10 protein-coding genes, 1 pseudogene and 1 riboswitch are annotated in these 12683 nt (G+C 36.9%); of the genes and pseudogenes, 3 read left to right on the top strand and 8 right to left on the bottom strand.

Annotated elements, in window-relative coordinates:
* The first annotated feature begins 3 nt into the window (after nt 1–3).
* Nucleotides 4–1461 carry a YheC/YheD family endospore coat-associated protein gene (locus AC1Q8L_RS07750; protein ID WP_000658097.1) on the top strand — a complete coding sequence of 486 codons (1458 nt, stop codon included), beginning with the start codon at nt 4–6 and terminating at the stop codon, nt 1459–1461.
* Nucleotides 1462–1480: 19 nt separating this feature from the next.
* On the opposite strand, the gene AC1Q8L_RS07755 is transcribed toward AC1Q8L_RS07750, so the two are convergent.
* Nucleotides 1481–1726, bottom strand: a complete 246-nt coding sequence (locus tag AC1Q8L_RS07755; RefSeq protein WP_000510474.1) for a hypothetical protein — start codon at nt 1724–1726, stop codon at nt 1481–1483.
* 451 nt (nt 1727–2177) lie between these two features.
* Between AC1Q8L_RS07755 and sasP the strand changes: the two genes are divergently transcribed.
* On the top strand, nt 2178–2381 hold the full coding sequence (sasP, locus tag AC1Q8L_RS07760; RefSeq protein WP_000013338.1) for a small acid-soluble spore protein, SasP family: 204 nt from the start codon (nt 2178–2180) through the stop codon (nt 2379–2381).
* A 51-nt stretch (nt 2382–2432) separates the two neighbouring features.
* Here the strand turns inward: sasP and AC1Q8L_RS07765 are convergent, their stop codons facing one another.
* From AC1Q8L_RS07765 to AC1Q8L_RS07785, 5 genes are all read right to left on the bottom strand, one after another.
* Entirely contained in the window at nt 2433–3167 is a 735-nt protein-coding gene (locus AC1Q8L_RS07765) for an amino acid ABC transporter ATP-binding protein (protein WP_000623591.1), read from the bottom strand.
* Between the two features lie 28 nt (nt 3168–3195).
* Nucleotides 3196–3894: an amino acid ABC transporter permease gene (locus AC1Q8L_RS07770; RefSeq protein ID WP_000281499.1), complete on the bottom strand. Its 699-nt coding sequence runs from the start codon at nt 3892–3894 to the stop codon at nt 3196–3198.
* Nucleotides 3881–4678, bottom strand: a complete 798-nt coding sequence (locus tag AC1Q8L_RS07775) for an amino acid ABC transporter substrate-binding protein (RefSeq protein WP_000732856.1) — start codon at nt 4676–4678, stop codon at nt 3881–3883. The genes AC1Q8L_RS07770 and AC1Q8L_RS07775 overlap by 14 nt, the downstream gene beginning before the upstream one ends.
* Before the next feature lie 279 nt (nt 4679–4957).
* Nucleotides 4958–6958: an ABC transporter ATP-binding protein gene (locus tag AC1Q8L_RS07780; RefSeq protein WP_065228362.1), complete on the bottom strand. Its 2001-nt coding sequence runs from the start codon at nt 6956–6958 to the stop codon at nt 4958–4960.
* The gene (locus AC1Q8L_RS07785) at nt 6955–8727 is read right to left on the bottom strand and encodes an ABC transporter ATP-binding protein (RefSeq protein WP_492339421.1); all 1773 of its coding nucleotides are present in this window, start codon (nt 8725–8727) and stop codon (nt 6955–6957) included. The genes AC1Q8L_RS07780 and AC1Q8L_RS07785 overlap by 4 nt, the downstream gene beginning before the upstream one ends.
* Nucleotides 8728–9340: 613 nt before the next feature.
* On the opposite strand from AC1Q8L_RS07785, the gene gapN reads away from it, so the two are divergent.
* Nucleotides 9341–10780 (top strand): NADP-dependent glyceraldehyde-3-phosphate dehydrogenase, encoded by a 1440-nt coding sequence (gene gapN / locus AC1Q8L_RS07790; protein ID WP_000213615.1) that lies wholly within the window; start codon nt 9341–9343, stop codon nt 10778–10780.
* 79 nt (nt 10781–10859) lie between these two features.
* Here gapN and AC1Q8L_RS07795 read toward each other — a convergent pair whose 3' ends face one another.
* Nucleotides 10860–11945: a DUF3626 domain-containing protein gene (locus AC1Q8L_RS07795; protein ID WP_098311671.1), complete on the bottom strand. Its 1086-nt coding sequence runs from the start codon at nt 11943–11945 to the stop codon at nt 10860–10862.
* A gap of 112 nt (nt 11946–12057) precedes the next feature.
* Nucleotides 12058–12297: pseudogene (locus tag AC1Q8L_RS07800) on the bottom strand (glutamate racemase); the annotation flags it as partial.
* A 109-nt stretch (nt 12298–12406) separates the two neighbouring features.
* Nucleotides 12407–12588, top strand: a riboswitch (Lysine riboswitch).
* Nucleotides 12589–12683 lie beyond the last annotated feature (95 nt).

A 12683-nucleotide genomic window follows, 5' to 3' on the forward strand; every position in this document is an offset into this window, starting at 1 on the left:
ATTTTGAAAGAACATATATATACATTAAACATTTCAGATGAACATCCAAATAGTATTACTTTACCTTACGTTTTTTCTATTACGCCACCTATTACATCCCTCTCCTTCGGTATACGTCACATTGCAAGTGAAGAGGTGAAAATTCATTATTCCTTTACTCGCGAAATTATTATCGGAAAACATATTGCCGAAAAACTTTTACTACCTCAATCCACTACTATTCATGCATTCACACAAAACCAAACAATTATTTTCGGACCATTAATCGGCATTTTTACAACTGGCTTTAACGATGATTCTTCTAACCCTTTAGGAAATCGTTCAATTGCTCTCAGTGAGTTGTTAACACCACCATTCTCATTACGACCGTTCGTATTCGTCTTTGGCGTTCAGCATATAAACTGGGAAGAAGAAACGATTGAAGGATATTTCTTTCAAGAGAAACAATGGATAAAGAAAAAGGTCCCTTTACCAAATGTTATTTACGATCGATTACCGAATCGACAAGCAGAAAATTACAAACCGATCGTCAGAGCAAAAAGAAAGTTAGAACATGACTACTCCATTCCATGGTTTAACCCAGGATTTTTCAATAAATGGGACGTTCATCAACTTCTTATAAAAGACGAATCAATTAGACACTTATTACCAAACACAGAAGCATTTCAGCATTTTGAACAAGTAGAACGGTTTCTTGGCACGTATAAATCTGTGTACATGAAACCAATACACGGGAGCTTTGGTAGAAATATTCATCAAATATTTTATTCTCAAACAGAGAATTGCTACTACTGTCGTTATCGCGAAAATGAAAAAAATAAACTGAGAAAGTATCAATCATTAGAAACTCTTCTAAACCACGTATTAAAAGGACATGATTTAAAAAAGTTTATCGTACAGCAAGGTATTTCATTACTTCGCTTCGATGGGCAACCTGTTGATTTCCGCATTCATACAAATAAAAACCATTTCGGTAATTGGATAGTTAGTGCAATCGTCGCCAAAATCGCCGGCAAAGGCAGTTTAACAACGCACGTAAATAGCGGCGGTGATACAAAATTGCTACAAGAGCTTTTTCCAGATTCAACGAAACAAGTTCAAATTGAAAATAAATTAAAACATACTGCCTTACAAATAAGTTACGCGCTCGATGAACAAGTAACCGGAAATATTGGAGAAATCGGTTTTGATATCGGTTTAGACACAAAGGAAAATCCGTGGCTCTTTGAAGCTAACTCTAAACCTGGGCGAACTGTATTCCAAGATGAAAAATTAAAAGAACAAAGTGAAATGACGCGCCAATTATTTTACGAATATGCCGTCTACTTAACTGAACATTCTTTACGTGATACAAAAGAAAAAATGTCTCAAATAAAATCAGGGACTTCATCAAACACCGAACATATCCCTTCTCCTATGATTCACTCACAAATACAAAAACAAAAACTTCCACCTAGATAATAAGGTGGAAGTTTTCTATTTACACAAGTTTCACTACAACCTCAGTTTCCACGTTACATACTCCGCAATAAAAAATATGATTGCAATATTCATTTGAATTATTATGCGTTAAACCATCTACTGCACTTAATAATTCTTGATCCATATAGGCACTATAATCGTCTATGTAATCTACAGACTTCCCATAATCTTGGAGTATACTTTGGCAATTTTGACAAGAATATGTTTGTGATTCTAATGCGTTGCAAAGCGGGCAAATCCCCATCATGATTCCTCCATACGTTATCGTTTAAAGCCTCTCTTTTTTAGATTGAAGAGAGCACCTACCCATGCATAGGAGCGGTCACTCCATCCCTACTTAAAAATAGAACTATGAAGTCGCTACCGATTTCATTTCAATAAATCATAAATAAGAAGCTAATAATTAGCCTACAAGTAGCAGGCTACAATGAGAAAATTATATTTAATATCCTCCTTAGTTTGGCCTGTTTTCTTAAAAATACAACGATTACTCTTATTTCATAATTTACGAAATCAATACGTTTTTTTGACAAAATTTACAAATTATTATTTTGTATATCTTTCTAGGTAACATCCATACTATGAGTACAAACTTAATTACCGATGGATTAGCGCCAACCGGGGCGATAATCTGGTTCAACTCCAGCTAGTCCAACCAAAAAAAATTTTTATAACTCTAAGGAGGATATATTCCTATGGCAAACCAAAATTCTTCAAATCAATTAGTAGTACCAGGTGCAACAGCTGCAATCGATCAAATGAAGTACGAAATCGCTCAAGAATTTGGTGTACAATTAGGAGCAGATTCTACGGCTCGCGCTAACGGTTCAGTTGGTGGAGAAATTACAAAACGTCTAGTTGCAATGGCTGAGCAAAGCCTTGGCGGATTCCACAAATAAATATATATGGCAAAAAGGTCTCAAGGCATATGCCTTGAGACCTTCCTTAATTTATTGCAACATTTGTAAAAACTTCTTCGTACGTTCTTCTTTTGGATTTGTAAATACTTCTTCTGGTGTACCTTGTTCGACAACGACACCACCATCCATGAAAATAACACGGTTGGCAATTTGATGTGCAAAACGCATTTCGTGCGTTACAATAACCATCGTCATGCCTTCTTTAGCAAGTTCTTTCATTACTTTCAAAACTTCTTGAACGAGTTCAGGATCAAGCGCTGAAGTCGGCTCATCAAATAGTAACACTTCTGGCTCCATCGCAAGCGCACGCGCAATTCCAACGCGCTGTTGTTGTCCACCTGATAATTGGAATGGATATAAATCCACTTTATCTGCTAAACCAACTTTTTCAAGGAAATAGTTTGCTTTTTTCTTTGCTTCTTCTTTCCCTACTTTTTTCACTGTAATGAGCCCTTCCATTACATTCTGAAGTGCTGTTAAATGAGGGAATAAGTTATGGTGCTGGAAGACCATACCTGTTTGTGTACGAAGATTTACAATATCTTTCTTCGATACTTTTTGAGCGAAATTAAGCTCTTTATTACCGATGCTAATATTACCAGCATCCGGTGTTTCTAGTACGTTGAGACAACGCAAGAATGTCGTTTTACCAGATCCAGACGGCCCAATAATAACAACAACCTCGCCCTTCTCAACTGATAAATCTATATGCTTTAGTACGGTATTATCTCCGAAACTTTTTTGTAAGTGCTGAATTGAAATCATAAAAACAAAAACTCCTTTTGTAAAAGGATTATTTTAACGTATAGCGTTCTGAACGCTTTTCTAACATCTGTTGTACGATTGATAATAAGAAACAAATAACCCAATAAATAAGACCTGCTTCGAAATAAACAATTAAAAACTCATAGTTCATTGCCGCAATTTCCTGCGCTTTTCGGAACATTTCTGTTACTAAAATTAACGATGCTAATGAAGTATCCTTCACTAAGCTAATAAATGTATTCGAAAGCGGCGGGATTGATACACGCGTTGCTTGTGGTAAAATAACACGTTTTAACGCTTGCGGGTATGTCATCCCAATTGTGTAAGCTGCTTCCCACTGCCCTTTCGGAATGGAAAGGATAGAAGCACGAATAATTTCCGATGCATATGCACCGACATTTAATGAAAATCCAACAACTGCTGCTGTATATGGCTCAACTTCAATATTAAGAGTTGGAAGTCCATAGAAAATAATAAATAATTGTACAAGAAGTGGCGTTCCGCGAATGATAGATACATAGATACGAGCAATCCATTGTAAAATACGACTACCAGAAATACGTGCGAGCGCTGTTAACGTTGCCAGTATAATCCCGATAATAAATGTAATAAGCGTTAATGGAATTGTTGTAAAAACAGCTTCCTTCAGCATAGGCATGAAGGAAGTCTGCATAATATCTATCCAAGTAGACAATCGATCTGAAACCAATGCACTACTTAGATACATTTTCACCGAACCATTTTTTCGTTATTTTGTCATACGTACCGTCTTTTTTCATATCTTCTAACGCTTTATCTACTTCTTGTACAAGCTTATCGCTACCTTTACGGAATAAGAATCCACTTTCTGAAGCTTCTTTTTCAGTATCTACAATTTTAATTTTCGCATCTTTTTTCGTTTCTAAATAATTTAATACTGATAACTTATCATTAATTGTAAAATCAACGCGTCCTGAAGCTAATAATTCTGCTGCTTGGCTAAATCCTTCTACACCAATAATTTCCGCACCATTTTTCTTAGCGATATCTGCATAGTTACTCGTTAAAGATTGTGCTCCTTTTAATCCTTTTACATCAGCAAATGTAGCAGGCTTATCTTTATCTTTTGCAATAACTAATGCCGCTGAAGATGAAACGTATGGCTTAGAGAAATCGTATTTCTTTTGACGATCTTCACGAATACCAACTTCGTTTGCAACCATATCGAAACGTTTTGCATCAAGACCAGCAAGTAAGCTATCCCATTGTGTTTCTTTAAATACAGGCTTTACACCTAAACGTTTTGCAACTTCTTCTGATAGTTCAACATCGAATCCAGTTAATTTATTGCTTGAATCGTGGAACGTAAATGGTGGGTATGTACCTTCTGTACCAATTACAAGTTCACCGCTTTGTTTAATCTTTTGTAACGCATCTTGACTAGCTGTATCTTTTTTCTCTTCTTTACCGCAGCCGGCTACAATCCCGATCGCTAATGTAGTTACTGCAAGCACTGAAAATAATTTCTTCATGATTGTAATCCTCCAAGTATTCTGATAGGAATTTAAAAACTATATTGATTGTATGCAATCTTGAACAATTTTTCAATGAAAATGTTCTTATTTAGTTTATCCTTTTTCTTCATAATCAAACAAAAGGGAAAAATAACGCCACATACAAAAAATAAGTAACATTTTTTAATATAGCATCAATTGTAGGAAAGGTAAAATAATACTTCTTATTATGTACCTTTATCGCCGACATTTTGCCAACAAAAAAGAACTTGCAACAATCGCAAGTTCTTCCCCGCATTAAGCGCTCTGGTTTCCTTCCATTTGCGTTTTATACATATCATAATAACGCCCGCGCTTTTTCATGAGTTCATCATGAGAGCCTTTTTCTAAAATGGTTCCTCTATCGAGCACAATAATTTGGTCTGCGCTTTTAATCGTTGAAAGACGATGAGCAATAATAAATGTCGTTCTTCCTTTTTTCACAACTTCTAGTGCTTGTTGAATCATCGCCTCTGTTTCTGTATCAATACTAGACGTTGCTTCATCTAGTATTAAGATAGCTGGATCAAAAGCAAGCGCCCTAGCAAACGAAATAAGCTGACGTTCTCCAGTGGAAAGCGTACTTCCCTTTTCTGTAATTTCTTCATTTATATTGTTTGCAAATCTTTCAGCACCAACATCATGCAATGCTTTTATGATACGCTCTTTTGAAATTTTTTCGTTCTCTAAGCTTACATTGGAAGCGACCGTCCCGCTAAATAAAAACGGGTCTTGCAATACGATTCCCATATGCTCACGAGTTGCTTGTTTCGGCATTTCTCTTACATCGTGACCATCAATCGTAAGCCTTCCTTTTTCAAACTCATAAAATTGAAAGAGTACATTCATGATAGAACTTTTTCCTGATCCAGTATGACCGACAAGTGCCACTGTCTCGCCTTGTTTCGCTTCAAAAGAAATATTTTTTAACACCTCATCTTTTCCATTATAAGAAAATGATACATTATCAAATTTTACATTTCCTTTTAAACGAGGCATACGTTCTTCTTCTACCGCTTCCCCTTTTTCCTCTAACAATTCAAAGACACGTTCTGATGCAACGCGCGCTTGCTCTAAATTGGCAAGCTGGTTCACCATATTCGTAATTGGCGAGAATAATCGTGTTAAATAATCGACGAACGCATACAGTACCCCAAGTGAAATAATACCTGTAGCACTTAATGACGCACCGCCAAAATACCAAATCACTCCTGTGAAAGCGATATTTCTTAATACGGATACCAAATTGTGTGAAGTTGCTGCATTTAAATTTAAAATTTTATTTTGATACTTAAAATAATCGCCATTTAATTCTTCAAACTCTTTTTTCGTTTCACGCTCTTGACGGAACGCTTGAATAATCGGCATCCCTTGAATGGATTCATTCACCGTTCCATTAATATCAGATAAACGAGAGCGCATTTTATGATTATATACAGACGCATATTTTCTATAAAGAATCGCCCAAACAATTAAAATTGGGATAATTAATAAACATAATGAAGCGAGCTTCACATCTAGTAAAAATAGCGCAGCGAATATCCCAATAATATAGATGATACTAGAAACGAATGTTGCCAGCACCGTTACATATAAATCACGAATGGCCTCTGTATCATTCGTCACGCGCGAAACAATTTTCCCCGCCGGTAAATGATCAAAGTACCGAATCGGCAACGTTTGAATATGAGAAAAAACATCTTCCCTCATAATTTGAATAATTTTGTTCGCTGCCTTCTGCAAAAAGAACTGCTTTCCGTATGCAAATAATGATACGACTACTAATAAAGCGAAATAGCCACCACCAAGTAATAATAGACGGTTTATTTCTGGCTTATAAAATGCAAATACTTCTTCCTTTGTTAATGCTTTCGCTTTATACACTTGCACCGCCTTACCATTTTGAACGGTAATCATATCCCCTTTTACAGTACGTGATCCTTCCGCATTTACTTTATTCGGTACAAAATAATATTGAAAACCGACTTGCATCACGCGTACTTCTTTTCCTTTTTTCTCGCCTTGTTCAAAGCGATCACTTCGCTTATAAAAAGCCCCATTATACGAAACAGCATCTTCACTCTGTTCTGTTTCATACCAAGGTTTCTCTATCCCGACGATATGATCGTCAATCATCGTTTTAGCGACGAAAGGACCAGCAAGCTCTGCGATGACGAAAATAAATAACATTAACATCGCAGCAAAAATCGTCCCTTTCACTTTCATAGCGTATTGAAACAATCGTTTTGAAACGCTCATATTTTCACCCCACTATCCGCACTTTCACTTTCACTTTCACTTTCACCTTGTTGTCTTTCAAACTGTTCAGCATACCAGCCTCCGCTCTGGATAAGCTGAGCATGCGTACCTTCTTCTATAACTGCACCTTCATCCATAACGAGAATCCAATCCGCATGTTGCACTGCAGATAAACGATGCGTCGTAATAATCGTCGTCTTTCCGCTTCTTTCCGTTCTTATATTTTCAATGATCGCTGCTTCCGTACGAGCATCTACAGCTGATAAAGAATCGTCCAAAATTAAAATTTCTGGATTTTGAATAACAGCTCGTGCAATCGAGATCCTTTGTTTTTGCCCTCCTGATAAAGAAACACCTTTCTCTCCAACGAGCGTTTCTAACCCTTCTGGTAAAAACTCTAAATCCTTTTTAAACGCAGCAATTTCAATTGCTTTCTCTAGTTCTTCTTCAGTCGCTTCCCTATTTCCGAATAAAATATTTTCTCGCGCTGTTTTTGAGAACAAAATATGCTCCTGCGGTACATAACCAATCCAGCCGAGTACATTTTCATTCGTCATTTTATCTAATGTCACATCAGAAACTGCAATATCTCCATCTCCAAGCGGATATTGGCGAAGAAGCTGACGTACAAGCGTCGTTTTCCCACTTCCTGTTTTTCCGACAACCCCTAGCGTTTCTCCTTGCTTTAATGTGAAAGAAACCTTTTTTAAATTTTCTTCAGTTGATGAAGGATATGAGAAAGACACATCATCAAACTGAATATAATCCGGCTCTTGCACAAGCTTTGGATGTTTTGGACTCTTTACATCTGGCTCATACGCTAACGTTTCATTCACACGGTCAAGCGAAGCGTTTCCTCTTTGCATAACATTAATTAATTCACCAATTGCAAACATCGGCCAAATCATCATCCCTAAATACACGTTAAAAGAAACGAGTTCACCAAGCGTCACCTTTGACTGGAACACAAGGTATGCACCGTACACTAAGCCGATTAAATAACTAAGACCGACAAGCATTTTCACAGTTGGTTGGAATAATGCATCAATTCTTGCTACCTTCATATTTTTTTCGTAGACGCCATCTCCTAAATGATGAAATCTTTCCTGATCTGCATTCTCTTGTACGTATGCACGAATAACGCGCACACCAGCGATTGATTCAAGCACTTTATCGTTCATATCACCGAATGCATCTTGCGCAACTGTAAATCTTTCATGCAATTTCTTTCCATATATATTCATCGCATACGCCATAATCGGAAGCGGTATAAGTGCCGCAAGTGTAAGCTCCCAACTAATTGTAAATCCCATCATAAAAACGATCGTAAGCATATATAAACTCGAATCCACGAGCGTTAATATACCGAAACCAGCTGTCATAGCGATTGCTTTTAAATCATTTGTCGCTCTCGCCATTAAATCACCAGTACGATTTTTTTGATAAAACGTCGGTGTCATTTTAAGTAAATGCCCCATAAATTTAGACCGCATCGTTTTCTCAAGTACGAATGCTCCCCCAAACAACTGATGTTGCCAAACGAAAGTAAGACCATATCCAACAATCGTAACCCCTATTAAAATAAGAATAGATTGCATAATTGCTTCGTTCGATAACGTTCCTGTTTTTATGTTATCTATCGTAACCCCTAACACTTTCGGGGGAATAACTTCAACTATATTTACAATTAAAAGAGCTCCAATGGCGATACTATATCTCTTCCAGTGCTCTTTAAAAAACCACTTTAACTTTAGTAATACTGATAACAATGTAACCTCTCCCTTCTCGTTCTCGTTTAACTCTCATTTCTTTATCCGCTATCCAAACCCATCACATTTACATTTCGTAACCCATACAATCTCATCACATTTTTCCACCTTCCAAAATTTTATATAGTAACATGGAAAATAAACAAAAAAAAGCATACCGCCGCTTGACGATATGCACAGGAATGCATAAAAAGCGTACGTTACGATATACGCAACGTACGCTTTTTATAAGACAAAGATGCCCTATATATCCGCACGGGTTGCGTAATGATATAAATGTTTTCTGCCATTTAACAGAGCTAAGCTCATTACATTTACGATTACAATCATTACGCACACCCCCTTCATTTATTTTCCATTTATAATCTTACAACTTTATTGAGTATTCTGTCAATTGTTTTTTTACACATAAAGTAAAATGCACGAAAATGCAAATGGTTCATGACATAATAAACCAGTTTGAAATAAAAGAATGTTCTGTAAGAAAGGGCATACAAAATAAAAAAAGAATAAGAAATCGTTTTCACAAACATTTCATTTGAAAAATGTTATCAAACCCCCTACAATCACCTTATACTCACTCTTACAAGTTGCTATTTTAGGAGGACTAATCATGACAACTAGCAATACGTACAAATTTTATTTAGACGGAGAATGGAGAGAAAGCTCTTCAGGAGAAACAATCGAAATTCCATCTCCATACTTACACGAAGTAATTGGACAAGTACAAGCAATTACTCGCGGAGAAGTAGATGAAGCAATTGCATCTGCAAAAGAAGCTCAAAAATCATGGGCTGAAGCTTCCCTACAAGATCGCGCAAAATACTTATATAAATGGGCTGATGAGCTCGTAAATATGCAGGATGAAATTGCCGATATCATTATGAAAGAAGTCGGTAAAGGCTATAAAGATGCGAAGAAAGAAGTTGTTCGTACAGCTGACTTCATTCGTTACACGATCGAAGAAGCTTTACATATGCACGGAGAAAGCATGATGGGCGATAGCTTCCCTGGCGGAACGAAATCGAAACTTGCGATCATCCAACGCGCACCACTTGGTGTTGTATTAGCAATCGCACCATTTAACTACCCAGTAAACTTATCTGCTGCAAAACTTGCACCAGCATTAATTATGGGTAACGCTGTTATTTTCAAACCAGCAACTCAAGGTGCAATTAGTGGTATTAAAATGGTTGAAGCACTTCACAAAGCTGGCCTTCCAAAAGGTCTTGTAAACGTAGCTACAGGACGCGGTTCTGTAATTGGTGACTACTTAGTAGAACACGAAGGTATCAATATGGTATCGTTCACAGGTGGTACAAACACAGGTAAACATTTAGCGAAAAAAGCTTCAATGATTCCACTTGTATTAGAACTTGGTGGTAAAGATCCTGGTATCGTTCGTGAAGATGCTGACTTACAAGATGCTGCAAACCATATCGTAAGCGGTGCATTCTCTTACTCTGGTCAACGTTGTACAGCTATTAAACGTGTACTTGTACACGAAAACGTAGCGGACGAGCTTGTTAGCTTATTAAAAGCGCAAGTAGCTGAACTATCAGTTGGATCTCCAGAACAAGACAGCACAATCGTTCCATTAATCGACGACAAGTCTGCTGACTTCGTTCAAGGCTTAGTTGACGATGCTGTTGAAAAAGGTGCTACAATCGTTATCGGTAACAAACGTGAGCGTAACTTAATTTACCCAACATTAATCGACCACGTAACAGAAGAAATGAAAGTTGCTTGGGAAGAGCCATTTGGCCCAATCCTTCCAATCATCCGTGTTTCTTCAGACGAGCAAGCAATTGAAATTGCTAACAAATCAGAGTTCGGCTTACAAGCAAGTGTCTTCACAAAAGACATTAACAAAGCATTTGCAATTGCTAACAAAATCGAAACTGGTTCTGTTCAAATTAACGGACGTACAGAGCGCGGCCCTGATCACTTCCCATTCATCGGTGTAAAAGGTTCAGGTATGGGCGCACAAGGTATTCGTAAGAGCCTTGAGTCTATGACACGTGAAAAAGTAACTGTATTAAACTTAGTTTAATCTTATAAAAAGAAGCTGGTTTATTTTTAAATCAGCTTCTTTTCTATATAAATACTTCCGAAAAACGGAGTATTTCATTCTACTTCCGATTTGGTTTTCCAAATCGAACTAAAACATGCCATAATAATTTTAATTCCTGAAGCACTTCTTCATAAGTGCCACGATCACTCCAAGATAATGGATTGCGTTTCAAATCCACTACAGCAGAGCCAATTATATTTGCATCGATACAATGATTACTTGCAATGCGTCTTGCTAAAGATGGCATTTTTGAACCTCTAAAATCCATCGGAACTTCGTCTACCATAAGTACAAAACCGATGTGCCAATACAAATCAATAGCATACTTCAGGCAAATTTCTTCTAAAACTCTTCCTATATCCGTACCCTTAAATGAAGGATCTGCAACAAGTACCTCCACGTCTTCTTTAAGAGAAATCTCTCCATGAATCTGCGCTTCAATATAATGATTAAGATTACGGGCTGGCTCTTTGCTTACTAAATCTATAAACGGCCTTTTCAGATTAGCCAGTAAATGATTAATTAATATTGTTGGAGTCAAATTTCCTTCACCAATTGCAAAATCTCTGACAAATGTCTCTTCCAAAAGAGCAGCTAAAATCATATCAAACTCCTCATAAGTCCCCTTTTCTTTCGGATCTTGATGCGAATCTAAATACGTATATGTAGAGCGCGAAGAAACTTTTGGAGATAAAAGAAAATAACATGAACCAAAACGCGGAGCCGGCCCATCTGGATGTAACATTAAATTTAGCGCTCCGTATTTTGGCCGTTGCTCATTCGTTACGCCTTCTAATTGATATGCCCCTCCAAATATTCTCTTTTCCCAAAGGTCACGTTCACCACCAGGGTAAGCAGATACACTTCCATTAGATAGTAATGTTTCAAATTGACTTTTATATACTCCTTGCTCAAACAGTGCTTCAGCAACACTTTTTATACTGGAATCAAGTCTGTCTGGATGAAAGTGTAAAGCAATCCTTGCATGAGATTTTAAATTAGCGACAGCTTCTTCAAATATTTCATCTGTAATATTAGACATTTTAAGTATATGATTAATCGTTGCTTTAGCCTCACGTTTTTCGTTCTCTGCATATTTTGAAATATACTCTAAAGCAAATAATTGAGATCTTGATAATTCCATAATCCAATCTCCCCTTTAATTGAAATGACCTTAATCCTTTCAATTAAAAATGCATTTTTTCCTTCTTATGCAACTAACCTAATTTATTGAACAAAAAGTACTTTAATACAGTCTAATTACAGATACGAGCATTCTTTACGGGTAAATCCACACATTCTACAGAAATGTGATATCCTAGCCATCGCTCAGCAATATGTTCAAATGATAAAACAGATCCCGTTGTAAAAAAACGATGCTTCGGATTCAGATTGTCAGACAAAATTCCTTTGTGCTGTAAAATGGTACTTAACTCTATCGCTGTTTCTTCTGCAGAACTAATAATCGTTACATCTTCTCCTAACCCCCTTTTTAATCACAAACTCTTCCCTATAATCTGATTATTACTATATCCATTGACGTATAAAAATACATTTGTTACTCTTAAAGACGTTAATTTAATATTTAAATCCTCATTCGTATCTCGGTGAGGTAGAGGTTGCAATCATTAAGAGTATCATTTCAGGAGATGTAGTGGCATTGATGAAGGAATGAGAAAGGAATGGTTGCCGAAGTAAGTCGTGTCCACCATGCACGCTTGCTGGGTCTGCATTTAATAAGTGCAGAACTGTCACAAACGTTTCGTTTGTGGAGAGCTATCGAGAGGTATGTCGTGGGTTTCTTATAAGATAGAAAGCATGTAGCGGCAGATTACGTGCTTTTTTTGTTTTGTTTGGGACTTCTCTTCCTGACTCAGGAAGA

The organism is Bacillus sp. GW823-FHT06A11, from assembly GCF_058795355.1.